This is a genomic window from Bradyrhizobium sp. CIR48 (assembly GCF_014198315.1).
Lineage (GTDB): Bacteria > Pseudomonadota > Alphaproteobacteria > Rhizobiales > Xanthobacteraceae > Bradyrhizobium.
In genome coordinates this window covers 529,005-554,949 of record NZ_JACIHG010000001.1, presented here as the reverse complement: position 1 = coordinate 554,949, position 25,945 = coordinate 529,005, and the positions used below count along the sequence as shown (strand labels likewise).

Below are 25,945 nucleotides of genomic sequence, written 5' to 3'. Positions count from 1 at the left end.
TCCCCTGTTTTGTAGTCTTGTTTTGCAGGGAGTGTCGCAAGGCCGTTGGCGGCTGGCAAGCGCTTCGATTTTCCGCGAGATGAAACCGCGAATCCGGAATTTACTCGCTGCGCCGCAGCAGGTTCAAAATGCGTCCGTCGATCACGAGCAGCGCGCTGCCAATGACGATGGCGCCTGCGATCTCGCGCATCGAGATCGGCTCCCCCAGCACCAGCCATCCCAGCAGGATGGCGGTGACGGGAATGAGCAGCGTCACCAGCATGACATTGGTCGCACCGGAGCGCCGTATGATCTGAAAGAAGACGATGTAGGCGAACGCCGTCGACAGGGCCGCAAGGCCAAGCACCGCGGACCATGTCGCGACACCCGGCACTGCGAGGCGCCATGGCTGCTCCACCACGCCAGCGATGATTGCCATCATCACCGTCGATGCCATCAGCTGAAACGTCGCCGTGCCCAGCGGCGGAGAGTCCTTCAACAGCCGCCGCGCCGCCAACGCCGCAAAGCCGTAGCTGAGGGCGCCGCCCAGGCAGAGCAGGATGCCGAGCCCCTGCCCCGGTCTTGTCTCGAGGCCCCATCCGCGCAGGATGATGACGCCGACAAGGCCCAGCGCCACGCCGGCCACGCGGCGGATGTGCAAGGCCTCTTCGCCTGCCGCCGCCATCACGAGCACCGTGAACAATGGCGTGGTCGCGTTCAGGATCGATGCCAGACCGCTCGGGATGAAGGTTTGGCCGATCACGATCAGCGAGAACGGGATGGCATTGTTGAGCAGCCCGATCGCGACGAACGGCTTCCACCCCGTCGTGCCTCTGGGAAAGCTGATCCCCCGCATGCGCAGCAGCGGCAGCAGCATGGCCGCGCCGAGCGCGACGCGCAAGAACACCAGCGTCAGCGGCGGCAATTCCCGCAAGGCCGCGCCGTTGAAGAAGAACGAGCCGCCCCAGAGGACCGAGAGCACGGCGAGCAGTGACCAATCGCGTGCGTCGATCCGGTTGTCGGTTGGGGGCATGCGTTTCACCTCGGCGCCTGCTCGCCTAGGACAACGCCGAAAATCTCGCCACCCGGTTTCCGACAAAATTGCTCGAGATCATCCCCGTGACTGGCGATCGCCCGCGATATCCGCAACTACCGCCCCAATCACCAACGCGCCGCCAATGAGCGCGTGGACGGCCGGTATCTCGCGGAAGGCAACCCAGATCCAGAACGGCATCAGCGGCGTTTCCAGCGTCGCGATCAGGGAAGCCTGCCCCGACGGCAGCAGTCGCGAGCCGAGCATGTAGAAGGTCAGGCCGAGCGCGACCTGGAGGCAGCCGAACATCGCAAGGATCAAAAGGCCATGGCCGCCGACATGGGCGATGTCGCGCGCAAATGGAAGGCTGACGAGGCTCCCGATGAAATTCGACAGCGCGGCTGCCGCCACCATCGAGGTCTCGCGATGGCGCCGGACCACCACCGTCATGGTGGAGATGGCGAGCACCATCAGGCAACTGAGCGCGATGCCACCGAGATCGGCACCGGCTTGCACACCGCCGACCGTGATCACCACGCCGGCAAAGGCAATCAGGCTCGCGATCAGCGTGCGCCATGTCGCGGCCTCATTGAGCCACAGCCAAGCCAGCGCGGCCGCGACGAACGGCTGTGTTGCGATCAGCACCGCCACGTTCATGACGTCGGTCATCTGCAGCGCGGGAATGAACGAAATCATGCCGATCGCGGACAATGAGGCCACGAGCAGGCCTGCCTTCCCCGGCACTAGCAACTGCCGCAGCCCGGCGCGGCCTTGCATCACGACGAGGAGCATGGTGACCAGGCTGCCGGCGAACAGGCCGCGCCAGAACAGAATGGTCCAGGGATCAAACGGCAGAAGGCGCGTGAAGAACGGCGCCGTGCTCCACGCAATCGCAGCGGCGACGACGAGGGCAATGCCGAGACCGCGTTCCGAACGAGGCTGCCCCATGTGGATGCGACCGGCTAGGACGGCTTCTTCGGTCGCGACACCAGCTCGATCATCTTGCCTTCGTCGTCGTCAGGCATCGCGGCCTTGGCCTGCGCGTAGGACTCGACCGCGGCCCGCGAGACCAGCGGCTTGTCGGCCAGCAGGCTCTCGGCGAGTTTCACGGCGTAGGCGGCATCCTTGTGCCGCAGCGCGGCGGTGAAGGTCGCGCCGGAAAAATCGCGGGCGACCATGCGCTTGGAGTGGCGCTGCACCTGCGGGCTTGCGGCGACGCCCGCCTGGATCGACTCCAGCACGAGGTTCATGTCGAGCCCGGCCTGCTCGGCGATGGCGAGGCCCTCTGCGAGGCCGGCGATCTGAATCGCGCCCATGAGATTGTTGATGAGCTTGTAGACGGTGCCCGAGCCGACGGCGCCGAAATGACGGGTGGTCGAGCCGATCGGCGTCAGATACGGCCGCGCGCGTTCGAGATCGGCGGCGTCGGCGCCGACCAGCAGCGTCAGTTTCCCGGCGGCTGCCGCATCCGGCAATCCCGTCACGGGGCAATCGATGTAGATCAGCCCGCGCGCGTTGAGCTCGCGGCCCATCTCGCGAGCGTGGTCATAGGAGACGGTCGAGCATTCGATCGCGATCGTGCCGGCCTTGGCGGTCTTCGCGGCGCCCTTCAGTCCGAGCCAGACCGCGCGCGAGGCCTCGTCGTCGGCCACCATGGTCACGACCGCGTCGGCATCGATGGCGGCGTCCTCGGGCGAGGTCGCCCAAAGCGCGCCGCGCGCGATCAGCTCTTCAGCCTTGGCCTTGCTGCGATTCCACACCGTCACCGTGAAGCCCGCATCGAGGTAGCGCCCGGCCATGCCATGACCCATTCGCCCCAATCCGATGAAGGCGACGCGGGGCATGGCTAGTCCACGTCCTCGATGTCGGCACCCGTGGTGCCGAAGGCGCGCTGCGCCAGCGTCGCGGCCATGAAGTCGTCGAGATCGCCGCCGAGCACGCCCGAGGTGTCCGAGGTCTGCACGCCCGTACGCAGATCCTTCACCATCTGGTAGGGCTGGAGAACGTAGGAGCGGATCTGATGGCCCCAGCCGATATCGGTCTTGGCGGCCTGGTCGGCGGCGGCCTTCTCCTCGCGCTTCTTCAACTCGATTTCATACAGGCGCGCGCGCAGCATGTCCCAGGCCTGCGCCCGGTTCTTGTGCTGAGAGCGGCCGGCTTGGCAGACCACGGCGACACCGGTCGGAATGTGCGTCAGCCGCACCGCGGATTCGGTCTTGTTGACGTGCTGGCCGCCGGCGCCGCCCGAGCGCATGGTGTCGACGCGGACGTCGGCTTCCTTGATGTCGATCTTGATGCTGTCGTCGATGACCGGGAACACCTGCACGCTCGAGAACGAGGTGTGCCGCCGCGCGTTGGAATCGAACGGCGAGATGCGCACCAGGCGATGCACGCCCGCTTCCGTCTTCAGCCAGCCATAGGCGTTGTGGCCCGAGACCTGGATCGTCGCGGACTTGATGCCGGCCTCTTCGCCCTCAGACTCTTCCAGCACCTCGACCTTGAAGCCGTGGGTGTCGGCCCAGCGCGTGTACATGCGCAACAGCATCTGCGCCCAGTCCTGGCTCTCGGTGCCGCCGGCGCCGGCGTGGACTTCGAGATAGGAATCGAACCGGTCGGCTTCGCCCGACAGCAGCGCCTCGAGCTCGCGCCGCGCGACTTCCTTCTTGAGATTCTTGAGAGCCGCCTCGGCTTCCGCGACGACGCCGGCATCGCCCTCGGCCTCGCCGAGCTCGATCATGCCAATGTCGTCTTCAAGCTCCTGCTCGACCTTGCCGATGCCCGAGAGCGAATCCTCCAGCGAGGTCCGCTCCTGCATCAGCTTCTGGGCTTTCTGGGGATCGTTCCAGAGATTGGGATCTTCTGCGAGCTTGTTCAGCTCGGCGAGGCGTGCCGTCGATTTCTCGACGTCAAAGATGCCTCCTCAGCAGCCCGACTGACTGCTTGATCTCTTCTACCAACCGTTCGATTTCGGCGCGCATGTCGTTCTCTGGTCTCGCGGAATCCCGCGTGCAATTGAGTGGGGGATGTAGCGGCGGCGGCTGCAAAGCGCAACCGCTGACGCGATAACGTCCCTATTGTTCTAGCCTCAGTACAGCCTGCCGGTGCCCGGCTGCATGAAGAAGCCGGAATCCGGCTGCTGCTGCTGCGAGGCCGGCATGCCGCCGCCACGCCCGTCAGCGTCGGCAACGCCAATGACCGAATAATTATCCGGCGGCGCCGTGCCCGGCTTGAAGGCCTCCAAAATGGTTCCGCCGGTCTCGCCGGGGCCGGCGCGCATGCCGGTCTTGGAGACGACGCGGACCAGCTTGATGCCGGCCGGCACCTTGAACGGAACGGCGGGCTTGTCGGCGAGCGCGAGCTTGAGGAAATCGCGCGCGATGGGCGCGGCCAGATGGCCGCCGGTTGCGGCATTGCCCTTACCCAGCGGACGCGGCTTGTCGTAGCCCATGTAGATGGCGACGGCGACGTCGGGCGAGAAGCCGACGAACCAGGCGTCCTTGGCCTCGTTGGTGGTGCCGGTCTTGCCGGCGACGGGTTTGCCGACTTCCTTGATGACCGTGGCCGTACCGGCCTGCACCACGCCTTCCATCAGCTCGGTGATCTGATAGGCGGTCATGGAGTCCAGCACCTGCTCGCGGCGGTCGATCAGCTGCGGCTCGGCCTGGTTCTTCCAGCCGCCCGGCGCGTCGCAGCCGCGGCATTCACGCTGGTCGTGCTTGAAGATGGTGTGTCCGTAGCGGTCCTGGATGCGATCGATCAATGTCGGCTTCACCCGGCGGCCGCCATTGGCGAGCATCGAGTACGCCGTGACCATACGCATCGCCGTCGTCTCGCCGGCGCCCAGCGCATAGGAGAGATAGTTCGGCAGTTCGTCATAGACACCGAAACGGCGGGCATATTCGCCGATCAGGGGCATGCCGATGTCCTGCGCCAAGCGCACCGTCACGGTGTTGAGCGACTGCCGCAGCGCGTTGCGCAGCGTCACCGGTCCCTGGAATTTGCCCGAGGAGAAGTTCTCAGGCCGCCACACGCCAGCGCCCTGCCCCTGGTCGATTTCGATGGGGGCGTCGAGCACGACGGTCGAGGGTGTATAGCCGTTGTCGAGGGCGGCCGAATAGACGATCGGCTTGAACGACGAACCTGGCTGCCGATAGGCCTGAGTGGCGCGGTTGAATTGGCTCTGGTCGAACGAGAAGCCACCGACCATGGCGAGCACGCGGCCGGTCCAGGGATCCATCGCCACCATTGCGCCGGACACTTCGGGGATCTGGCGCAACCGGTACTGGCCCTCGACCGGCTGGCCATCCTTGTAGAGCGGATCTGCATAGATGACGTCGCCGGGCTGCAGCACCTGCGACACCGCCGTCGGCGTCTTACCTTTGGTTCCGCCCTGCACGGCTCGCGCCCACCGCACGCCGTCAACCGTGACGATGCCGGTCTCGCGCTGCTTGCTCACGGCGCCGCCAAGCTCGCGGTTCGGCTGGAAGCCGATCCGCGCCGACTGGTCGCTGGTCTCCAGCACCACCGCCATGCGCCACGGCGAGATGTCGGACAGCGACTTGATCTCGGCGAGCTTGACGCCCCAATCGCCCGAAATATCGAGCTTGCTCATGGCGCCGCGATAGCCCTGCTGCTCGTCATAGTTCACGAGGCCCGAGACCATGGCCTTGCGCGCCATGACCTGGATCTTCGGATCCAGCGTGGTGCGGACGGACAGACCGCCCTCATACAGCTTCTTCTCGCCGTAGCGCTCGAAGATGTCGCGGCGGACTTCCTCGGCAAAATATTCGCCGGCGAAGGTGTGGGCGCCGTTGGACCGGTTGGTGACGGCCAGCGGCTCCTTGCGGGCCTTGTCGGCGTCGGCCTGCTTGATCCAGCCGTTCTCCACCAGACGGTCGATGACGTAGTTGCGGCGCTCGATGGCGCGGTCGCGGTTGCGGACCGGATGCAGCGTCGCCGGCATCTTCGGCAGCGCGGCCAGATAGGACGCTTCCGCCACCGTCAGCTCGTTCACCGACTTGTCGAAATAGACCAGCGAGGCGGCAGCAATGCCGTAGGCACCCAGACCGAGATAGATTTCGTTCAGATACAGCTCGAGAATCTTGTCCTTCGAGTAGGTCTTCTCGATCCGCATCGCGAGCAAGGCTTCCTTGATCTTGCGGGCGAAGGAGACCTCGTTGGTCAGAAGGAAGTTCTTGGCGACCTGCTGGGTGATGGTGGAGGCGCCCTGCGGACGCCGGTTCGAGCCGTAATTCTGGATGTAGACCACGCCCGCGCGCGCCATGCCGGTGTAGTCGATGCCGCCATGCTCGTAGAAATTCTTGTCCTCTGCCGCGAGGAACGCGTTGATCACGAGCTTCGGCACCGCCTGGATCGGCAAATACAGCCGCCGCTCCTTGGCGTACTCGCCGAGCAGCGAGCCGTCGACCGCGTGCACGCGGGTCATCACCGGCGGCTCGTAATCCTGAAGCTGAGAGTAGTCGGGCAAGTCCTTGGAGAAATGCCAGATCAGGCCTGCCACGGCTCCGACACCAACAAGGAACACCACCGTTCCCGCGGCAAACAGGAAGCCCATGAACCGCACCAGCAAGCGCATTATGTGTTTATCCGTTCAATCTCTGGATCAGCTCAGTATCAGCCCCTTGGCACCCAAACGGGGGCCAATCTTCACGTCACGAATTCACCGGCTTACGCAATACCATCAGTGCCGGACTTTAGACGCTTGCCGAGCGGGATTCTCTCCGATTCCGGAACCCCCTGCGGCATTTTTATAAAGCGCCGGCTGTGGCCAAACTAGGGCTTTTGCGACGGGACGGAAAAACCCTTTCAATGCGACGATCTCCCGGCCGTCAATTTGACAATCCGGCGGTCGTCAATTTGACGATCCCGCCGTGGCCATCCGCTTGGTCAAGAACCCGTCGATCGCCTGCGCCATCGAGCCCACGGCACGCGACCGCCAGCCCTCGGAGACCAAATGCTCGAGGTCGCCCTTATTTGAGACATAACCGATCTCGACCAGCACCGAGGGCACGTCGGGCGCCTTCAGCACCCGGAAACCCGCCGACTTCAGGGGATGCTTGTGCATCCGCACCGTCGACTTCATCTCGCCCATCAGAAGACGGGCGAAACGGTTTGAAAAGGTGCGGGTTTCCCGCTGCGTGAGGTCGATCAGGATGTCGGCGACGTCGGTCGGCTCCTCGGCGAGGTTGAAGCCTGCGATCGCGTCCGCCCGGTTTTCCGCGTCCGCCAGCCGCTGGGCTTCGGCGTCGGACGCCTTGTCGGACAGCGTATAGATGGTCGCGCCCTGCGCATCGCCCTCGGCACGGGGCAGCGCATCAGCGTGAATAGAGACGAACAAGGCGGCCTTCAGATTCCGGGCGATCTTGGTGCGGTCATTGAGGGGAATGAAGGTGTCGTCGTCCCGCGTCATGACCACACGGTATTTGCCGGCCTTCTCCAGCTTGTCGCGGAGCGCCAGTCCAAAGGCCAGCACCAGGTTCTTCTCGCTCTCACCGCTCGACTGCGTGCCGTTGTCGATGCCGCCATGGCCGGGATCGATCACGACCACCGGGCGGCCATCGGCCTTCTGCTGCGCCGTGTCCGGGGTTGTCGTCGCGGGAGCCGTTGCAGGCTGCGCCTCGGCGATCGTGGGCCGCAGCTCGGGGCGGTTCTCGGGTGCGAGCGACTGCACGAAGGCGGTCCGGTCGACCTCCTCCAGCTCCAGCACGAGCCGGGCCGGCTGGCCGTTGGCCGCCTCCAGCACATAGGAATTGGCGATCCGGGCCGGTCCCGTCAGGTCGAAGACGATTCGCGAGCCGCCGGGCATGACGAGCCCGTAGCGGAAGGCCTTGACCAGGCCGCGCCCCCCGACCCCCGTGCCCGCGGGCAGCTGAAAATTGACCTGCGGCACGTCAACGACGACCCGGTACGGGTCCGCGAGCGTGACCGCACGGAAGGTAACGGTCTGGTCGATGTCGAGAATGAAGCGGGTCTGCTTGCCGTCGCCGGCCAGCCGGGCGGCGGAGGCGACTGGAAAATTCGCTACCGCAACAGTGGGTTGCGGCTGGCTTTCCGCAGCGCTCAGGCGCGAGGAATCAGCGCACGGCAACGCTGCGGCGCACAGAAGTGCGCATCCCAGCAAAACCCGTTGATTTGTGCGGCTCGCCACCGATTCCGTGCCTCCGAGCAGCCCTTTTAACGCAATAGAACCACAGGGTTAATTGATCCTTAATGACAGAAACGCGAAACTCGCTGACTGTGACCGCCGTGCGACGCTCCCTTGCACCGATGGCTCATTCCTCGTATGTACGGAATGCTGACGGCCGATATTTCCGGTTGTGTCGCATTCAGCCTCCCGGTGCAGCGCCGGAACTCTCAAGGTTTGGGAATTCCAGTGTTTTTCCGTTCCCCTCTAAGGCCAGCGCGGTGCGCGGCAGCGAGGTGGAACGGGTCAAGCGCCGGCGGCGGACGGTCCTGGGTTACCTCTCGCGTTACCGGGACAGTTCTGACAGCGACGTAACCCATTAACCCGGTCCCTTGATCCCAGGGGAGCGGTTCGTGATCCTCAAGGCGAGCGCGCTCGCGCCATGCCTGGCCAGCAGCAACTGATTGAAGGGCGGCCTCGCCGCCCAATGTTTCATACGGGCCGACGCTTGATGCGCCAGACTGTGCCGACGAATTCTGAAGGATCATTCGCGACGCTGCGGAGTGAAAATCCCGCGCGCCGCCTTGGTCCTGAAGCTTCCGGTTCGGCAAGGCGCGAGAGACGGCGTTTCGGCCTTCCCCTCACCCCCGAATCAGGTGGACCGTCGCGTCACCCGGCAGCGCAGCTCGCGCCCACGGTGAATCGCGCCCGCCGCCGCCAAGAGTTAAGACATGCCCAACAAGATGTTGATCGATGCCACCCACCCGGAAGAGACCCGGGTCGTCGTGGTCCGCGGCAATCGCGTCGAAGAGTTTGATTTCGAGACCGCGCAACGCAAGCAACTGCGTGGGAATATCTACCTCGCCAAGGTCACAAGGGTTGAACCCTCGCTCCAGGCCGCCTTCGTCGAATATGGCGGCAACCGCCACGGCTTCCTCGCCTTCAGCGAAATCCATCCCGACTACTACCAGATCCCGGTCGCCGACCGTCAGGCACTGATCGAGGCCGAGGAACAGGCCCATCGCGAGGCCGAGGAAGAGAGCGAGAACCGCTCCCACGGCCGCCGCCGTTCGCGCCACCGCAACGCCCGCCGCCGCGGTCATGGCGAGCGCGTGCGCAGCGACATCGTCGAAGGCGCAGATCCCGCGGCCCAGCCGATCGAAGGCGCGGCGCTGCCGGAGCACGCCGAGGGCGCCCTGCACGAAGGCGAGCATCTGCACGCCGACGCGGAGCATCGCGGCGAGCACGAAGCTCACGATCACCACGATCATGATCATGACGAGCATGATCACGACGATCATCATGCCCATGATGACGGGCACCTTCACGCTCACGATCATGACCATGGTCACGATGGCGAGCATGATCATCACGACCACGATCACGCCGACGAGACGCCCGCGCCTGTCGCAACGATTGGCGCCGAGCCTGTGGTCGCCGCCGAGCTGCAGGAGACCGCCGCCCCCGAAGCGCATGCGGAAGCTCTGGCTGAGGCCGTGACCTCCGCCGCTGAACCTGCCGATGCCGTGTATGCTGCGGTCGAGAGCGCCGAGGCGCCGCATGCCGAGGCTGCGGAAACAACCGGCGAAGACGACGAGGACGAGGACGAAGACGGCGAGGAAGCCGAAGAGGAAGTCGTCGAATCCGTCGGCGGCGACGACGTGCTGGAGGAAGTGCCGGAGCGCACCTTCCGCCCGCGCCGCCAGTACAAGATCCAGGAAGTCATCAAGCGCCGCCAGGTGATGCTGGTGCAGGTCGTCAAGGAAGAGCGCGGCAACAAGGGCGCGGCGCTGACCACCTACCTCTCGCTCGCCGGCCGCTATGCCGTGTTGATGCCGAACACCGCACGCGGTGGCGGCATCAGCCGCAAGATCACCAGCGCTCAGGACCGCTCGCGCCTGAAGGAAGTGGTGCAGGATCTCGACGTGCCCGAGGGCATGGGAATCATCCTGCGCACCGCCGGCGCCGCCCGCACCAAGCCCGAGATCAAGCGCGACTTCGAATACCTGATCCGGATGTGGGAGACGGTGCGCGACCTGACGCTGAAGTCGCAGGCCCCGACCCTCGTCTACGAGGAAGGCTCGCTGATCAAACGCTCGCTGCGCGACCTCTACAACAAGGAGATCGACGAGATCTCGGTTGCCGGTGAAGCCGGTTACCGCGAAGCCCGCGACTTCATGAAGATGCTGATGCCCGCCAATGTCAGTGCGGTGAAGCAGTATCGCGACGGCCAGCCGCTGTTCTCGCGCATGGGCGTCGAGAGCCAGCTCGACGCGATGTTCTCGCCGACCGTGCAGCTGCGCTCCGGCGGCTACATCGTGATCAACCAGACCGAGGCGCTGGTCTCGATCGACGTCAACTCGGGACGATCGACCCGCGAGCACCATATTGAGGACACCGCGCTCAAGACCAATCTGGAGGCGGCCGAAGAGGTCGCCCGCCAGCTTCGCCTGCGCGACCTCGCCGGCCTGATCGTCATCGACTTCATCGACATGGACGAGAAGCGCAACAACCGTGCGGTCGAGCGCAAGCTGTCCGATTGCCTGCGGCAGGACCGCGCGCGCATCCAGGTCGGCCGCATCTCGCATTTCGGCCTGCTCGAGATGTCGCGCCAGCGCATCCGCGCCAGCGTGCTCGAGAGCTCGACGGATCCGTGCCCGCATTGCGGCGGCACCGGCCATGTCCGCTCGGTGTCCTCGGTGGCGCTGCAGCTGCTGCGCGGCCTCGAAGAGATCCTGATGAAGGGCGCGACCCACAATCTCGTGGTCCGCACCCGCACCGACGTCGCGCTGTATGTGCTGAACCACAAGCGCGGCCATCTGCGCGATCTCGAGAACGGCTTCAAGGTGACGCTGTCGGTCATCGCCGACGCGAGCGTCAGCGGGCCGCAGGCCTATCTCATCGACCGCGGCGAGCAAGTCCATACGCTGGAAGCCGCCAAGGCGCTGCTGGCGGCGCAGGCGGCAGCAAGCCCGCCGCCGATCGTTGAAGACGCCTATGACGACGAGGAATTCGATTCCGAACTCGAATCCGAGGTCGAAACCGAGGAGACCGAAGGTCTCACCGAGGAGCAGGCTGCGGGCGAGGCAGCTTCCGAGCAGGACGGCCAGCGCCGCAAGCGCCGCCGTCGCCGGCGCGGCCGCGGTGGCCAGCGCGACGGCGAGTTGCGTGAGGATAGCCCTGCCGCCCTCCCCGAGGCGGCCGTTGCGGCCGGCGAAGGCGAAGAGGATGCCGAGTCCGAGCAGGATGGCGAAGAAGGCGAGGAACAGGCGGCCCGCGGCGAGCAGCAGGGCAGCGGTGACCGTCGCCGCCGGCGTGGTCGCCGCGGCGGACGCCGTCGGCGTGGTGGCGGCGAGGACGGTCTCGCCGGCTCCATCAGCGACGAGCTCGCGGCAAATGCGCCGTCGGAAGCGTCCGACGCAGTCGCCGATTTCGACGGCTTCGGCGGCGAGGCTGCGCCCTCGATTGCCCAGGCCGAACACACCGCTGAGCCTGAGGTCTCGCAGCCTGAGCAGCGCGCCGAGGTGCAGACCGAGGCGGTGCCGGCCCAGCCTCAGCCGGTTGCCGCGGAGGAAGAGCCCGCCGACGACAAGACCGCGCGGCGCCGCTCCACGGTCCGGGAAAAGGTGAGCTTCCTGTCGAGCAGCCCAATCGAGCCCGCAGCCCCGGTTGCGCAGGCGCCTGAGCCGGCCGCCCCGCCGGCAGCTGAACCCGTGCCGGAACCTGCAAGCGAAACACCGGCGGCGCCACGCCGCGCCGGCTGGTGGTCGCGCCGCTTCGGCGGCGGTGAATAAAGCCGAACACTCAAGAGAAAACGCCCGGGTCAAGCCGGGCGTTTTTTGATTTGGCGAGGTCAGTTCCAATGCAAAGCGCAATTGTTCTCGGCGGCGGCATGATCGGCGTGAGCGCGGCGCTGCACCTCCAGCAGCGCGGCTGGGCCGTCAGGCTCGTCGACCGCAGGGAGCCGGGCCGCGAGACCAGCTACGGCAACGCCGGGATGATCCAGGCCGAAGCGGTCCGCCCCTATCCGATGCCGCGCGACCTTGCGACGCTGCTGAAGATCGCGACCGGCCGCACCAACGATGTGCGCTACAGCCTGTCGTCGCTTCATCTCCATATCGAGCCCCTGCTCCGCTACTGGTGGCATTCGGCCCCGAAGCGCCATCGCGAGGCCGTCGATGCATGGGCGCGGCTGATCGCCTACGCGACGAGCGAGCACGACATCCTCATTCGCGAAGCCCATGCCGACAATCTCATCCGCCGCGCCGGCTATCGCATGCTGCATCGCGATGCCGCTTCATTCGATCTGGCGATCAAGACGGCGGAGGAAGACCGCCGCGAGTTCGGCGTGAATTTTCGCGTGCTCTCCGGCAGCGAGCTTGCCAGGGTCGAGCCGGTCCTGCGCGACGATCTTCCCGGCGCGATCCATTGGCTCGACACCTGGACCGTGTCCGATCCCGGCGCGCTGGTCACGGCCTATGCCGAGCTGTTCGAGCGCCGCGGCGGCGCCATTGTGCTTGGCGATGCGCAGTCGCTGCGGCAAACCGCGACCGGCTGGTCGGTCGATACGGACCAGGGGCGTCTCGACGCCGCCAACGCCGTCGTGACCCTCGGGCCGTGGTCGCCCGATCTCCTCCACAAATTCGGCTATCGCATTCCCCTGGTGCGCAAGCGCGGCTACCACATGCATTACAGCGGCGGCGCGTCGCTCGACCTGCCGCTGATCGACAAGGCCGGCGGTTATGCCATGGGGCCGATGGCCAAGGGCATTCGCATCACCACCGGCGCCGAGCTGACGAGCCCGGATGCGCTCGCGACGCCCGTGCAGCTCGCCAGCGCCGAAGCATCCGCGCGCGAGCTGATCGACCTCGGCAAGCGCGTCGAGCCGGATCCGTGGTTCGGCACCCGCCCCTGCACGCCCGACATGCTGCCGGTGCTCGGGCAAGCTCCGCAGCATCCCAGGCTCTGGATGAATTTCGGCCACGGCCACCAGGGCTTTACCCTCGGACCCGCGACCGGGCGCCTGCTCGCCGAGATGATGAGCGGCGAGACGCCTGCGATCGATCCGATGCCGTACCGGCCGGAGCGGTTCTAGCCGAAAGAAAAAGGGCTGATCGAGCATCTCGACCAGCCCTATGACTTCAAGGTCTGACAGCGCAGCTCGCGCCGTCAGGTCCAGATCAGTCCGTCGTGATCGCCGTCTCCATGTCGGTCGGATCGATCTGCTTGGAGAGGTTGGCGTTGAGCTTGTCGCGGTCGAGCTCACCCTCCCACCAGGCGACGATCACGCAGGCGACGCCGTTGCCGCACAGATTGGTCAGCGCGCGGCACTCGCTCATGAACTTGTCGATGCCGAGCACGATCGCCATGCCCGGCACGAGGCGCGGATCGACCACGGCCAGCGTCGCCGCCAGCGTGATGAAGCCCGCGCCGGTGATGCCGGAGGCGCCTTTCGAGGTCAGCATCGCCACGACCAGGATGGTGAGCTGCTGGCTGAAGCTGAGATCGACGCCGAGCGCCTGCGCGATGAACAGCGTCGCCAGCGTCATGTAGATGTTGGTGCCGTCGAGGTTGAACGAGTAGCCCGTGGGCACTACCAGACCGACCACCGACTTGGAGCAGCCGAGCCGCTCCAGCTTCTCCATCATGGACGGTAGCGCGCTCTCCGAGGAGGAGGTGCCGAGCACGATCAGCAACTCGTCCTTGATATAGGCCAGGAACTTGAAGATCGAGAAGCCGGCCAGGCGCGCGATGATGCCGAGCACGACGAACACGAACAGCGCCGCGGTGGCATAGAAGGTCGCGATCAGACCGATCAGGTTGAGGATCGCACCGGTCCCGAACTTGCCGATGGTGTAGGCCATCGCACCGAACGCACCGATCGGTGCCGCGCGCATCACGATCGAGATGACGCCGAACACCGCATGCGCGGCATCGTCGATGAAGCTGCGGATGGTGTGGCCGCGCTCACCTAAGCTCATGATGGCGAAGCCGAACAGCACCGAGAACAGCAGCACCTGCAGGATCTCGCCTTGCGCGAAGGCGCCGACCACCGTGTCCGGAATGATGTGCAGCACGAAGTCGACGGACTTCTGGCCGGCGGCTTGCTTGGCGTAGTTCGCAACGGCCGCCTCGCTCGCCGCAGCATTGCCGAAGCCTGCGCCCGGCTTGACGAGATTGCCGACGACGAGGCCGATCACCAGGGCGAAGGTCGAGACGACCTCAAAATAGACCAGCGCCTTGACGCCGATGCGGCCGACCTTCTTGGCGTCCTGGATGTGGGCAATGCCGGAGACCACGGTGCAGAAGATGATCGGGGCGATCACCATCTTGATCAGCTTGATGAAACCGTCACCGAGCGCCTTGATCCATTCGTTGGTTGCGAATTGTGGCCACAGCCAGCCGACGATGGCGCCGAGCACGATGGCGATCAGCACCTGGACGTAGAGAACCTTGTACCACGGCTTTGCTGCGGGCGGCGCGATCGGCGCCTCCGCCATCGTTGTCGTCGTCATTGTTTCACTCCCCCTCAAAACGCTGGGCCAGCCAAGATCAACTTGGCCGGCCCTGTCAATTGGAACCGCGAACTCTTTGCGCGCTTACCGGCGACGCTCGATCAGCCTGCGCGCCGCCGGCATCAACGTCGCGCCAAGCGCATTCTTGACCAGCGAAGCTGCAATGAACGGCACGATGCCGACCTGCCAGGCTTTTCCAACGCCCAGCCCGAGGCCGAACGCCAGCCAGCCGAACCCGGCGGCCAGAATGACGATATGGCCAACCGCCATCGCTGCAAACAGCAGCGCCACGCTACGATCCCAGCCGCGCTCGGCGAGCCAGCCGGTCACGAAAGCGGCAGCGACGAAGCCGAACAGATAGCCCGCGGTCGGGCCAACCAGCGGTGCAATCCCACCCACCGGTCCGGCGAATACCGGCACGCCAAGCGCGCCCTCGGCGAGGTAGGCGATCATGGTTGCGCTGCCAAGGCGCCAGCCATAGGCAGCCCCGATCATCAGCACCACCAGCGTCTGCAACGTCATGGGCACGTAAGGCAGCGGCAGGCTCACCTTGGCTGACAGCGCCATCAATGCGGTGCCGAGCGCAACCAGCACGACGGCACGCACCGCGCCGACGGTTTCGCCCGGCCGGGTCGGCCACATCAATGCGGCGAGAGAAGAATGTGGCGCAACAGCGGTCGAGACAGATCGGTCAGACAAGTTGAACTCCGGTGATGGTCGAAAACTGGCGGCTATTTAAGCCAGTGAGCGATCCGGTCAACTGCCTCTCGCATCTCTCCGGGCGAGCGCGCATAGGAAAGACGAATGAACGAGCGGCCGTGAACGGGATCGAAATCGAGCCCGGGCGTGGCCGCGACGCGCGCCTGTTCCAGCATCCGCTTGGCGAACTCGAAGCTGTCGGAGGTGAAGTCCGAGACGTCGGCATAGAGATAAAATGCACCATCGGCCGGCAAGAACTTGCTCAGGCCGGCTTTCGGCAATCCCTCGATCAGAATTCGCCGGTTTTCCTGATAGCCATGCTTGATCGTCTCCATCTCGGCTGCGCCGTCGAAGGCGGCCTCTGCCGCGATCTGTGACAGCGACGGCACCGAGATCGATAGGTTCTGCTGCAGCCGCTCGATCGGCCGCACCAGAATTTCGGGCACGACCATCCAGCCAACACGCCAGCCGGTCATGCAGAAATATTTCGAGAACGAGTTGATCACGAGTGCGTGCTTGGAGAGCGCGGCCGCGGTGACCGCCGGAAACGCATAATCGAGCCCGTGATAAATCTCGTCCGAGATGAAGCGGATGCCTGCGTCTTCGGCGGCCGCCATCAAGCCGGCGAGCGCTTCGCGGGACATCATCGTCCCCGTCGGATTGGCGGGGCTTCCGACCAGCACGCCCTTCAACGGCGCCTTGCGATGCGCCGCGAGCAACGCCTCGCCGGTGAGCGCATGGCGCGTCTCGTTCGTGGTCTCGATCAGCACCGGCTCGCAACCGAGCGCGGTGAGGATATGGCGATAAGGCGGATAGCCCGGCACCGTCACCGCGACGCGGTCGCCGGGCTCGAACACCGACAGGAAGGCCAGGATGAACCCGCCGGAGGAGCCGGTGGTCACGACGATCCTGTCAGGGCTGACGTCGCAGCCATAGGCATCGCGATAATGGCGCGCGATGCGCTCGCGCAGACCGGGAATACCGAGTGCGGAGGTATAATCGATCCGCCCGGCCTCGAGCGCCGCGTGGGCGGCCGCAATCGCGGTGCTGGGCGCCCTGGCCGCGGGCTGGCCGACCTCCATATGGATGACATGGCCGCCAGCGGCCTCGATTCGGGCTGCCGCGGCCATGACGTCCATCACCATGAACGGGGGAACATCACTGCGGCGGGAGGGCTCGAGCCATTGCCCCAACCGGTTCCTCAATGTCGCATCGTGCATCGATTTCTGCTATTTCGCTGGCGGGCCGGTGCGTCCGGTCCGGGAAACGGGGCGCTTGCGCCCCAGACTGGCCGCATTGTACGGCTCATAAGGGGTAAGGCTCATAAGGGCATATCGCGTATCCGGTCCGCCGCCAATCGCCAAAACCAATCACGAAACTGCTCTCCAGACCGTTTGATGTTGCTTCAGATCGCATTGCGCAAGAAGGCCACCGCCCTCACCGCCCTCGTCACGGCTGCGGCGATCGCGCTGCTGCCGCTCCCGGCGGCGCGGGCGCAGCAAAAGGGGCCGCCTGTCCTGCGCGACACCGAGACCGAGCAGCTGCTGCGCGAATATACGCGCCCGATCCTGCGCGCCGCGGGTCTGGAGAAGCAGAACATCCAGATGGTGATCCTGAACGACAGCTCGTTCAACGCGTTCGTCGCCGACGGCCGCCGCATCTTCGTCAATTACGGCGCGATCCTTCAATCGGAAACGCCGAACCAGATCATCGGCGTGCTCGCGCACGAGACCGGGCATCTGGCCGGTGGCCATCTGTCCAAGCTGCGCGAGCAGCTCGCCGCCGCCCAGACCCAGATGATCATTGCGATGCTGCTCGGCGCCGGCGCGATCGCCGCGGGCAGCACCCAGCGCAGCAGCGCAGGCAACAACGGGCTGGCCAATGCCGGCGCCGCCGCGATCTCCGCTCCGCAGGAGGTGATCCGCCGGACGCTGCTGTCCTACCAGCGCCAGCAGGAGGAGAACGCCGACCGCGCCGGCGTGAAATTCCTGACCGCGACCCAGCAATCGCCGAAGGGCATGTACGAGACCTTCAAGCGCTTCACCAGTGAGAGCCTGTTCGCCGCGCGCGGCGCCGATCCCTATCTCCAGTCGCATCCAATGCCGGCCGAGCGCGTCGCCGCGCTTCAGGAATTCGCCAGCTCCAGCCCCTACTGGAACAAGAAGGACGATCCCGCGCTCCAGCTCCGCCACGACATGGTGCGCGCCAAGATCTCCGCGTTCATGGAGCGGCCCGAGACGGTGTACCGACGCTATCCCCAGACCAACGACAGCATGCCGGCGCGCTATGCCCGCGCCATCAGCACCTATCTGCACGGCGATCTGCGCAGCGCGCTGGCCCAGATCGACGCGCTGATCCAGGTGCAGCCCAACAACCCGTACTTTTACGAGGTGCGCGGCCAGGCCCTGTTGGAGAGCGGCAAGCCGGCCGATGCGGTCGCTCCGCTGCGCAAGGCCGCACAGCTTTCCAACAACGCGCCCCTCATCGAGATGTTACTTGGGCAAGCTCTGGTTGGAACCGATAATAAGGCCTACACCGACGACGCCGTTCGGATTCTCCGCGCCGCGGTGGCGCGAGAACCGGAAGCGGTGCTCGGCTATACCCAGCTCGCGATGGCCTATGGCCGGAAGGGCGACTATGCCGAAGCGGATCTCGCCTCGGCGCAAGCCGCTTACCTGCGCGGCGACAACAAGACCGCCCGCGAGCTCGCCACGCGCGCGAAAACCCGTTTCGCCGTCGGCACACCCGGATGGGTCAAGGCCGACGACATCGTGGCGGCGAAGCCGCCGCGCAACTGACGTAACTCGAACGACGCCCGATACCACGACGTCACGACACCGAGCTTAAGTCCGCCGGGACGTATTCCGAAACCTGCTTTGGATAAGAGGATTTACCTATGCCTTCGCTGCGCCTGCTTGCTCCCGCGTTGTTTGCGCTCGCCCTGTTCGGCGCAGCCGTGCCCGCGTCGGCCGACAGTTTCTCCGACACCCAGCGCACCGACATCGAGAAGATCATCAAGAACTATCTCATCAGCCATCCCGAGGTGCTCGAGGAGGCGATGGCCGAGCTCAGCAAGCGGCAGGCCGCGGCCGAGACGCAGAAGCACGAGGCCAGCATCGCGCAGAATGCGGACGCGATCTTCAACTCGCCGCGCCAGGTCGTGCTCGGCAACAAGGACGGCGACGTCACCTTTGTCGAGTTCTTCGATTACAATTGCGGCTACTGCAAGCGCGCGATGGACGACATGCTCACCATCATGAAGGCGGATCCGAAGCTGAAGGTGGTGCTGAAGGAATTTCCGGTGCTGAGCCAGGGCTCGGTCGAGGCTGCGCAGGTCGCGGTCGCCGTGCGCATGCAGGATCCCTCGGGCAAGAAATATCTCGACTTCCACCAGAAGCTGCTCGGCGGCCGCGGCGCGGCCGACAAGGCGCGCGCGCTTCAAGCCGCCAAGGAAGCCGGCCTCGACACCGCAAAGATCGAGAAGGACATCGCCAGCCCCGAGGTGCGCGCCACCATCGAGGAGAACTTCAAGCTCGCCGAAGCGATGGGCATGAACGGCACGCCGAGCTATGTCATCGGCAAGCAGATCGTGATCGGCGCGGTCGGCGTCGAAAGCCTCAAGGAAAAGATCGGCATTGCCCGCTGCGGCAAGGCAACCTGCTGATCATACGTTTTACGATCCTGAAAACCCGAAAAGGCCGGCTGACAAGCCGGCCTTTTTCTTGCGCCGAACGTTGGCGTCTTCGTGCAAAATCATTCATCTGGCATTCAACAAACAAATGCCGCGGAACAGGCGAAGTTCCGGAACAACTCAAATCTCCTTTCGTTGTCGGCGCGGGCAATGACGCAAAGAAACACGTGAGGAGAATTCGATGTTGAACCGCTTTATGATTTCGGTTGCCACGCTCACGCTCGTCGCCGGCGCCGGTCTGGCGAACGCACAGAACACCATGGGCCGTGACAGCGGCGGCGGCGCCGGTGGCGCGCAGATGCAGCATTCGCAGCCTTCCGGCGGCGGCGCCGCGGAGCGCGGCGCGAGCGGCCGCGATTCCATGAGCCATGACAAGGGCACCGTCGGCCAGGCCGGTGGCGCTGGCACCATGAAGTCCGATCGGGCTTCCGAAGACAAATCCGGCGCGATGAAGGACGAGCGCTCCCCGGGCGGCGCGATGAACAAGAACGCGGCCGAGGACAAGGCCGGCGCCACCAAGGGCCAGCGCACCGACGAACGTGCGCAGGACAAGTCCCAGCAGGACAAGTCGAAGAGCATGAGCTCGGACTCGACGACAAAGTCGGACCCCGCCAAGTCTGCCAAGGACATGAAGGCTGAGGACAACAAGGCGGGCGGCGCTGCCAAGACCAACAATGCGGCTACGACCGACAAGTCCCAGACCACGACCGGCACCGCCTCCGCGACGGCTTCCGCGCCGCCGGCCGAAAAGCGGTCTGAAATCTCGACGGCGATCAAGTCGACCAAGATCGAAGAGACGACGAACGTCAACTTCAACATCTCGGTCGGCACCGCGATCCCGGCCTCCGTCAGAGTCCATCCGCTTCCGCCCCGGATCGTGGAGATCTACCCGGAGTGGCGTGGCTATGAGGTGATCTTCGTCCGCGGTCAGTACGTGATCGTCCGTCCGCAGACGCGCGAGATCGTCTACATCATCGAAGGCTAAGCTGCTTCGCTGATACCCAAATGGGCCCTTGCCGAGAGATCGGCAGGGGCCTTTGGCCTATGCGTCGCCCTCCCCTGCGAGCCTCCCTCCGGCAGCCACGATTAGAACTGGTTAACAAGCGATTTCCGTAGCTTCCGCACAGGTTTTTGCACCGGGGATGAGGTACTTGAAGGCCCCTGGGAGGCCCTTCAAGGCTTCCCCTAGGCCTCTTTGTTACCTATAACCCCGCCACGCCGAGCACCTCTTCCCGGGATTGGAATGGCAGAACCTGCAACCGATACGATCCTCGTCCTGAACGGGCCGAACCTCAACATGTTGGGAACGCGCGAGCCCGAGAAGTACGGCCACGCCACGCTGGCCGACGTCGAGGCACTGTGCCGGGAGACCGCGGCAACGTTCGGCCTCAAGGCCGATTGCCGGCAGTCCAACCGCGAGGGCGAGCTGATCGACTTCATCCACGAGGCGCATGCGCGCAAGATGAAGGGCATCATCGTCAATGCCGGCGGCTATTCGCACACCTCGATCGCGCTGCACGACGCGCTGCTCGCGGTGCAGATCCCGACGGTCGAAGTGCATGTGACCAACATCCACGCCCGCGAGAGCTTTCGTCACCACTCCTACACCGCACGCGCCGCTTTCGCCTCGCTCTGCGGTTTCGGCATCGAGGGCTACCGCCTCGCCATCCAGGGCCTTGCCGCCAAGCTTGCCATCAAGCCCAAAGCCTGAAGCCCCCTCATCAAACAGAACATTCGGATCAAACAACATGGCGCGCCAGCCAGACGACAAAGCAGCCGCAAGGTTTTCAAGCGAGGATTCCGCGCTCGTCCGCGAGCTCGCTTTGCTGCTCGATGAGACCAGTCTCACCGAGATCGAGATCGAACGTGCGGGCCTGCGCCTGCGCGTTGCCCGCAACGTCAGCGTTGCTGCGACCATGCCGATGCAGATGGCAGCCGCTCCCGCCGCCCTGCCGGTCGCCTCCGCCGCGCCTGTCGCCGCCGGACCCGACCTGTCGAAGCATCCTGGCGCGGTCAGCTCGCCGATGGTCGGCACCGCCTATTGGGCACCGGAGCCCGGCGCCAAGCCGTTCATCGAGGTCGGCAGCAAGGTCTCGGTCGGACAGACCCTGCTGATCATCGAAGCCATGAAGACCATGAACCAGATCCCCTCGCCGCGCGCCGGCACGGTGACGCAGATCCTGGTCGAGGACGGCCAGCCGGTCGAGTACGGCGAGCCGCTGGTGATTATTGAGTAAGCGAATGGGGAATAGCGAATAGCGAATGGTCCACCCCTTCCCTACTCGCCATTCGCCATTCGCCACTCGTCATTCGCACCTTCCTGTTTGCCCGCTGAGGCACCATGTTCGACAAGATCCTCATAGCCAATCGCGGCGAGATCGCCCTTCGCATCCTCAGGGCCTGCAAGGAGCTCGGCATCGCGACCGTCGCCGTGCACTCCACCGCCGACGCCGATGCCATGCATGTGCGCCTGTCGGACGAGAGCGTCTGCATCGGACCGCCGGCATCCAAGGACAGCTATCTCAACGTGCCCGCGCTGCTCGCGGCCTGCGAGATCACCGGCGCCGATGCCGTGCATCCCGGTTACGGCTTCTTGTCCGAGAATGCCCGCTTTGCGGAGATCCTCGCCGAGCACAATCTGCATTTCATCGGCCCCAAGGCCGAGCACATCCGCCTGATGGGCGACAAGATCGAGGCGAAGAAGACCGCCAAGCGGCTCGGCATCCCCGTGGTGCCCGGCTCCGACGGCGCGGTCGGTCCCGATGACGACGCGCTGGCGATCGCCAGGAAGATCGGCTTTCCGGTGCTGGTGAAGGCGGCGGCCGGCGGCGGCGGCCGCGGCATGAAGGTGGCGCACAGCGAGGCCGACCTGCAGGTGGCGCTGTCGACGGCGGCCAACGAGGCCAAATCGGCCTTCGGCGATGCCTCGGTCTATCTGGAAAAATACCTCCAGAAGCCGCGTCACATCGAGATCCAGATTCTCGGCGACGGCCGCGGCGGCGCGATCCATCTCGGCGAACGCGACTGTTCGCTGCAACGCCGCCACCAGAAGGTCTGGGAAGAGGGCCCCTCGCCTGTCCTTGCCGCCGCCGCGCGCGCCAAGATCGGCGAGACCTGTGCGAAAGCCATGCGCGAGATGAAATATCTCGGCGTCGGCACCATCGAGTTCCTGTTCGAGGACGGCGAGTTCTACTTCATCGAGATGAACACCCGCATCCAGGTCGAGCATCCCGTCACCGAGAGCATCACCGACATCGACCTCGTGCTGGAGCAGATCCGCATCGCCGCCGGCGGCGATTTGCCGGCCAGGCAGGAAGAGGTCCAGGTCATCGGTCATGCGATCGAGTGCCGCATCAACGCCGAGAATCCCCAGACCTTCCGCCCCTCGCCCGGCCGCATACTGCAATACCATCCGCCCGGCGGACTGGGGGTCCGGATCGATTCCGCAGTCTACCAGGGCTACACGATCCCGCCCTATTACGATTCCCTGGTCGGCAAGCTGATCGTGCACGGCAAGACCCGCGCCGAATGCCTGATGCGGCTGCGCCGGGCGCTGGACGAGATGGTCGTGGAAGGCATCGAGACCACGCTGCCGCTGTTCCGCGCGCTGGTGCGTGAAGACGACATCATCAACGGCGATTATCACATCCACTGGCTGGAACAGTATCTGGCCGGCAAGACGGAACCCGCTCCGCGATAAATCCACTTTCGTCGTGGAACCCTTTGGCCCCCATCGCGTTCTCGACGCGGGGACAGTTCCAAGGGGGCGTTTTGACTTCCGCTGAACGTGACAGAACGAGGCCGTCGTGACGGCCGAGGCCCATCGAGGGCGCGCATTTTGGCAGATCCTGCTGATTTCGGCGGGTCTTCTGATTCTGACCGTGATCAGCGCCGGCTCGATCTATCTCGTCAACAAGGCGAGGGAAGACAGCACATGGGTGCTTCACACGATCGAGGCGGAGAGCCAGATCAACGCCCTACTGCTTGAAATCCGCCGCGCCGAGAGCAGCGCCCGCGGCTTTCTGCTGACGCAGGGACCGGATTTCCAGTCGGACCACGAGAAGGCCGTCGCAGCGATCATTCCGGCACTCGACAAGCTCACGCGCCAGATCGGCGACAATCCGGCGCAACGCGACAGCATCGAAAAACTGAGCGCGGCGATCGAGACCCGACTCGACCAGTTCTCGCGCGAAATGAAGTTCGTGAAGGACGGCCAACCGGACAGGGCCACGGCGCTGATCCGCGAGGCCGCGGCCGGCAACACCACAACTACCATCAGCAATTTGGCCAACGCGATGATCCGCGAGGAGGAGCGGCTGTTCCGGGTCCGAACGGCCAACTCCGACCGGAGCCAGACCCTGGCTGCATCGATGACCGGCATCGGCTCCGGCCTCGTCGTGCTGCTGGCCCTGATCTCGACCTGGCTGGTGCGGCGCTCGGCCCGCGCCCGTGACGAGGCCGAAGCGCGCCTGCGCGACGCCAACGTCAATCTGGAGTCCGTTGTCGACGAACGCACCGCGGACCTGCGCGAGGCCAACGACGAGATCCAGCGCTTTGCCTATATCGTCAGTCACGATCTGCGCTCGCCGCTCGTCAACATCATGGGCTTCACCAGCGAGCTCGAAGAGCTCAGCGGCGATGTCTTCCGCCGCATCGGCAGCCTCGCCCACGTCCCTGCCGACGGGCCGCTACTGGCGCCAGGCGCGCCCGGCGAGTTCGTGCTCGAAGGCGCCGACAAGCAGCTCTCGGAGGATTTTTCCGAGGCGCTCGGCTTCATCAAGACGTCGATCGCCAAGATGGACCGGCTGATTTCGGCCATCCTCAACCTCACCCGCGAGGGCCGACGCGAATTCCAGCCGGTGAAGATCGACACCAGCGAGCTGATCGAGGCCATCGTGTCGACGCTGGCGCACCAGGCGGCCGAGGCGCAGGCCGAGATCCACCTCGAGCCGCTGCCTGACATCGTCAGCGACCGGCTCGCACTCGAGCAGATCTTCTCCAATCTGATCGACAATGCGATCAAGTACCTGAAGCGCGGGGTGCCCGGCGAAATTAGAATCCGCGGGCGCACCAAGCTCGGCTACGCTATCTTCGAGATCAGCGACAATGGCCGCGGCATCGATCCGAAGGACCATCAGCGGATATTTGACCTGTTCCGCCGTGCGGGAACCCAGGACAAGCCCGGCCAGGGCATTGGTCTTGCGCATGTGCGTGCACTTGTGCGTCGCCTCGGCGGCACCATGTCGGTATCGTCGGAACTGGACGCGGGCAGCACCTTCACGATCACGCTGCCGATCGCCTGGAATGTGAGCAACCGGAACTGAGATCGATGACCCAGCCTGTCACCATCATCATGATCGAGGACGATGAGGGCCACGCCCGCCTGATCGAGCGCAACATCCGCCGCTCGGGAGTCAACAACGAGATCGTCTCGTTCCCCAACGGCACGGACGCAATGCAGCATTTGTTCGGCGCCGACGGCTCAGGGCTCGTGCAGAAGGGTAATGCGCTGCTGATCCTGCTCGACCTCAACCTGCCCGACATGACCGGGATCGACATCCTGAGGCAGATCAAGGAAAACAAATATCTGAAGGCTTCGCCCGTGGTGGTGCTGACCACCACCGACGATTCCCAGGAAATCAAGCGTTGCTACGAGCTCGGCTGCAACGTCTACATCACTAAGCCCGTCAACTACGAGAATTTCGCCAATGCCATCCGGCAGCTCGGCCTGTTCTTCTCGGTCATCCAGGTCCCTCCCGCCGCCCCATGAACCAGCGCACGCCAACACTGCTCTACATCGACGACGACAGTGCGCTGGCGCGCCTGGTCGATCGTGGCCTGACGCGGCGCGGCTACAGGGTCGTCCATGCCGCGAGCGGCGAGGAAGGCCTGGAGCGCATCCGCCGCGCCGCGGTCGAGGGCGGCATCGACGTGGTGGCGCTCGACCAGTACATGCCCGGCCTCGACGGGCTGGAGACGCTGGAGCAAATCATGGCGATCCCGGGTGCGCCGCCCGTGGTGTTCGTCACGGCCTCGCAGGATTCCAGCATCGCGGTGACCGCGCTGAAGGCCGGCGCGGCCGACTATCTCGTCAAGGACGTCACGGGCGATTTCATCCCCCTGCTCCACGTCGCAACCGAGGGCGCGCTGCGCCAGGCCGAACTGCAGAAGGCGCGCGAGGAAGCCGAGGCCGAGATTCATGCCTCGCGCGACCGCTACGCCGCCCTTGCCGCCGAACGCGAGCTGCTGCTGCGCGAGGTCAACCATCGCGTCGGCAACTCGCTCCAGATCATCGCCTCGCTGCTGCACCTTCAGGCAAGCTCCGCCGCGCAGGACGAGGTCAAGGCGGCACTGACCAACGCGATGGGCCGCGTCGCCGCGGTCGCGCAAGTGCACCGCCGCCTCTACACCTCGCAGGATCTGAAGAGCGTGGTCCTGAACCAGTATCTGGACTCGCTGCTCGAGGATCTCCGCCGCTCCGCCGAAGGCAACCGGATGTCGCGCCTGACGCTGAAGGCCGAGCCGATCGAGATCGATCCCGACCGCGCGGTCGCCGTCGGCATCATCGTCAACGAGCTGGTGATGAACGCGGTGAAATACGCCTATCCCGACGGCGCCGGCCCGATCCATGTCGAGCTGCACGCGCAGGGCGAGGATGTCCTGCTGTCGATCACCGACAACGGCGTCGGTGACAACGTCAAGGCCGATCCGCGCTCCACCGGCATGGGCCAGCGCATCGTCGCGGCCATGGCCTCGAAGCTCGACGCCACGGTCGAGCGCGATCCCGCCCATTCCGGAACCCGGATCGTGCTGAAATTCGCGCGCATGCCGGCAGCCCCCGGCAGGACCAGCACCGCGGCCGCGAGCTGATCTCGCTGCCCTGC

The 25,945-nt window shown here is 65.2% G+C and carries 21 protein-coding genes; 11 read left to right on the top strand and 10 right to left on the bottom strand.

Annotated features, from left to right (window positions below; all coding sequences use genetic code 11):
- Positions 1-100 precede the first annotated feature (100 nt).
- The 7 genes from GGD66_RS02750 to GGD66_RS42155 form a co-directional block, all read right to left on the bottom strand.
- Positions 101-1,012 carry a DMT family transporter gene (locus tag GGD66_RS02750; RefSeq protein ID WP_183256815.1) on the bottom strand — a complete coding sequence of 304 codons (912 nt, stop codon included), beginning with the start codon at positions 1,010-1,012 and terminating at the stop codon, positions 101-103.
- Between the two features lie 78 nt (positions 1,013-1,090).
- The gene (locus GGD66_RS02745) at positions 1,091-1,960 is read right to left on the bottom strand and encodes a DMT family transporter (RefSeq protein WP_183256814.1); all 870 of its coding nucleotides are present in this window, start codon (positions 1,958-1,960) and stop codon (positions 1,091-1,093) included.
- Positions 1,961-1,974: 14 nt separating this feature from the next.
- Positions 1,975-2,856: an NAD(P)-dependent oxidoreductase gene (locus GGD66_RS02740; protein ID WP_183256813.1), complete on the bottom strand. Its 882-nt coding sequence runs from the start codon at positions 2,854-2,856 to the stop codon at positions 1,975-1,977.
- A 2-nt stretch (positions 2,857-2,858) separates the two neighbouring features.
- Positions 2,859-3,990 (bottom strand): peptide chain release factor 2 gene (prfB, locus tag GGD66_RS02735; protein ID WP_099091752.1). Its coding sequence is split into 2 segments (ribosomal slippage): positions 2,859-3,920 and positions 3,922-3,990, totalling 1,131 coding nucleotides; the frame shifts between segments, so codons are not numbered across the junction.
- Between the two features lie 107 nt (positions 3,991-4,097).
- Complete coding sequence (locus GGD66_RS02730; protein WP_018323014.1) at positions 4,098-6,608, bottom strand: penicillin-binding protein 1A; 2,511 nt, start codon at positions 6,606-6,608, stop codon at positions 4,098-4,100.
- Between the two features lie 276 nt (positions 6,609-6,884).
- Positions 6,885-8,180, bottom strand: a complete 1,296-nt coding sequence (locus GGD66_RS02725; protein ID WP_092262052.1) for an N-acetylmuramoyl-L-alanine amidase — start codon at positions 8,178-8,180, stop codon at positions 6,885-6,887.
- A 617-nt stretch (positions 8,181-8,797) separates the two neighbouring features.
- Positions 8,798-9,631: a hypothetical protein gene (locus GGD66_RS42155; RefSeq protein ID WP_283806138.1), complete on the bottom strand. Its 834-nt coding sequence runs from the start codon at positions 9,629-9,631 to the stop codon at positions 8,798-8,800.
- A gap of 21 nt (positions 9,632-9,652) precedes the next feature.
- Here GGD66_RS42155 and GGD66_RS02720 point away from each other — a divergent pair, with 21 nt between their 5' ends.
- Together GGD66_RS02720 and GGD66_RS02715 are read left to right on the top strand one after the other, a co-directional pair.
- Positions 9,653-11,950: a ribonuclease E/G gene (locus GGD66_RS02720; RefSeq protein ID WP_283806137.1), complete on the top strand. Its 2,298-nt coding sequence runs from the start codon at positions 9,653-9,655 to the stop codon at positions 11,948-11,950.
- A 68-nt stretch (positions 11,951-12,018) separates the two neighbouring features.
- Positions 12,019-13,251 (top strand): FAD-binding oxidoreductase, encoded by a 1,233-nt coding sequence (locus GGD66_RS02715; RefSeq protein WP_183256812.1) that lies wholly within the window; start codon positions 12,019-12,021, stop codon positions 13,249-13,251.
- A gap of 85 nt (positions 13,252-13,336) precedes the next feature.
- On the opposite strand, the gene GGD66_RS02710 is transcribed toward GGD66_RS02715, so the two are convergent.
- The 3 genes from GGD66_RS02710 to GGD66_RS02700 form a co-directional block, all read right to left on the bottom strand.
- Positions 13,337-14,671 (bottom strand): dicarboxylate/amino acid:cation symporter, encoded by a 1,335-nt coding sequence (locus tag GGD66_RS02710; RefSeq protein ID WP_018323010.1) that lies wholly within the window; start codon positions 14,669-14,671, stop codon positions 13,337-13,339.
- 84 nt (positions 14,672-14,755) lie between these two features.
- On the bottom strand, positions 14,756-15,313 hold the full coding sequence (locus tag GGD66_RS02705; RefSeq protein WP_183257140.1) for a biotin transporter BioY: 558 nt from the start codon (positions 15,311-15,313) through the stop codon (positions 14,756-14,758).
- Positions 15,314-15,402: 89 nt separating this feature from the next.
- Positions 15,403-16,590 (bottom strand): pyridoxal phosphate-dependent aminotransferase, encoded by a 1,188-nt coding sequence (locus tag GGD66_RS02700; RefSeq protein WP_183256811.1) that lies wholly within the window; start codon positions 16,588-16,590, stop codon positions 15,403-15,405.
- Positions 16,591-16,767: 177 nt separating this feature from the next.
- On the opposite strand from GGD66_RS02700, the gene GGD66_RS02695 reads away from it, so the two are divergent.
- From GGD66_RS02695 to GGD66_RS02655, 9 genes are all read left to right on the top strand, one after another.
- Positions 16,768-18,168, top strand: a complete 1,401-nt coding sequence (locus tag GGD66_RS02695; RefSeq protein WP_179730595.1) for a M48 family metalloprotease — start codon at positions 16,768-16,770, stop codon at positions 18,166-18,168.
- A 98-nt stretch (positions 18,169-18,266) separates the two neighbouring features.
- Positions 18,267-19,034, top strand: coding sequence for a DsbA family protein (locus tag GGD66_RS02690; protein ID WP_179730596.1), 768 nt, complete (start codon positions 18,267-18,269; stop codon positions 19,032-19,034).
- A gap of 208 nt (positions 19,035-19,242) precedes the next feature.
- Positions 19,243-20,046, top strand: coding sequence for a DUF1236 domain-containing protein (locus tag GGD66_RS02685; protein ID WP_183230813.1), 804 nt, complete (start codon positions 19,243-19,245; stop codon positions 20,044-20,046).
- Between the two features lie 258 nt (positions 20,047-20,304).
- Positions 20,305-20,772, top strand: a complete 468-nt coding sequence (gene aroQ / locus GGD66_RS02680; protein ID WP_092262044.1) for a type II 3-dehydroquinate dehydratase — start codon at positions 20,305-20,307, stop codon at positions 20,770-20,772.
- 37 nt (positions 20,773-20,809) lie between these two features.
- Positions 20,810-21,298, top strand: coding sequence for an acetyl-CoA carboxylase biotin carboxyl carrier protein (accB, locus tag GGD66_RS02675; protein WP_183256810.1), 489 nt, complete (start codon positions 20,810-20,812; stop codon positions 21,296-21,298).
- A 104-nt stretch (positions 21,299-21,402) separates the two neighbouring features.
- Positions 21,403-22,761: an acetyl-CoA carboxylase biotin carboxylase subunit gene (gene accC / locus GGD66_RS02670; protein ID WP_018323002.1), complete on the top strand. Its 1,359-nt coding sequence runs from the start codon at positions 21,403-21,405 to the stop codon at positions 22,759-22,761.
- 106 nt (positions 22,762-22,867) lie between these two features.
- Positions 22,868-24,385, top strand: a complete 1,518-nt coding sequence (locus GGD66_RS02665; protein WP_183256809.1) for a CHASE3 domain-containing protein — start codon at positions 22,868-22,870, stop codon at positions 24,383-24,385.
- 5 nt (positions 24,386-24,390) lie between these two features.
- A complete protein-coding gene (locus tag GGD66_RS02660; RefSeq protein WP_018323001.1) occupies positions 24,391-24,831 on the top strand; it encodes a response regulator in 441 nt (146 codons plus the stop codon).
- A complete protein-coding gene (locus tag GGD66_RS02655) occupies positions 24,828-25,931 on the top strand; it encodes a sensor histidine kinase (RefSeq protein ID WP_092262041.1) in 1,104 nt (367 codons plus the stop codon). The genes GGD66_RS02660 and GGD66_RS02655 overlap by 4 nt, the downstream gene beginning before the upstream one ends.
- The last annotated feature ends 14 nt before the right edge of the window (positions 25,932-25,945 follow it).

Excerpts from the sequence above, each read along its gene's own strand:
- GGD66_RS02745 (WP_183256814.1), bottom strand. The coding sequence starts at position 1,960 with ATGGGGCAGCCTCGTTCGGAACGCGGTCTCGGCATTGCCCTCGTCGTC.
- GGD66_RS02695 (WP_179730595.1), top strand. The coding sequence starts at position 16,768 with ATGTTGCTTCAGATCGCATTGCGCAAGAAGGCCACCGCCCTCACCGCC.
- GGD66_RS02655 (WP_092262041.1), top strand. The coding sequence starts at position 24,828 with ATGAACCAGCGCACGCCAACACTGCTCTACATCGACGACGACAGTGCG.
- GGD66_RS02740 (WP_183256813.1), bottom strand. The coding sequence starts at position 2,856 with ATGCCCCGCGTCGCCTTCATCGGATTGGGGCGAATGGGTCATGGCATG.
- GGD66_RS02690 (WP_179730596.1), top strand. The coding sequence starts at position 18,267 with ATGCCTTCGCTGCGCCTGCTTGCTCCCGCGTTGTTTGCGCTCGCCCTG.
- GGD66_RS42155 (WP_283806138.1), bottom strand. The coding sequence starts at position 9,631 with ATGCGCTTCGGGGGCGGCGGTCTCCTGCAGCTCGGCGGCGACCACAGG.
- GGD66_RS02715 (WP_183256812.1), top strand. The coding sequence starts at position 12,019 with ATGCAAAGCGCAATTGTTCTCGGCGGCGGCATGATCGGCGTGAGCGCG.
- accC (WP_018323002.1), top strand. The coding sequence starts at position 21,403 with ATGTTCGACAAGATCCTCATAGCCAATCGCGGCGAGATCGCCCTTCGC.
- GGD66_RS02730 (WP_018323014.1), bottom strand. The coding sequence starts at position 6,608 with ATGCGCTTGCTGGTGCGGTTCATGGGCTTCCTGTTTGCCGCGGGAACG.
- GGD66_RS02700 (WP_183256811.1), bottom strand. The coding sequence starts at position 16,590 with ATGCACGATGCGACATTGAGGAACCGGTTGGGGCAATGGCTCGAGCCC.
- GGD66_RS02750 (WP_183256815.1), bottom strand. The coding sequence starts at position 1,012 with ATGCCCCCAACCGACAACCGGATCGACGCACGCGATTGGTCACTGCTC.
- aroQ (WP_092262044.1), top strand. The coding sequence starts at position 20,305 with ATGGCAGAACCTGCAACCGATACGATCCTCGTCCTGAACGGGCCGAAC.
- GGD66_RS02710 (WP_018323010.1), bottom strand. The coding sequence starts at position 14,671 with ATGACGACGACAACGATGGCGGAGGCGCCGATCGCGCCGCCCGCAGCA.
- accB (WP_183256810.1), top strand. The coding sequence starts at position 20,810 with ATGGCGCGCCAGCCAGACGACAAAGCAGCCGCAAGGTTTTCAAGCGAG.
- GGD66_RS02685 (WP_183230813.1), top strand. The coding sequence starts at position 19,243 with ATGTTGAACCGCTTTATGATTTCGGTTGCCACGCTCACGCTCGTCGCC.
- GGD66_RS02660 (WP_018323001.1), top strand. The coding sequence starts at position 24,391 with ATGACCCAGCCTGTCACCATCATCATGATCGAGGACGATGAGGGCCAC.
- GGD66_RS02705 (WP_183257140.1), bottom strand. The coding sequence starts at position 15,313 with ATGTGGCCGACCCGGCCGGGCGAAACCGTCGGCGCGGTGCGTGCCGTC.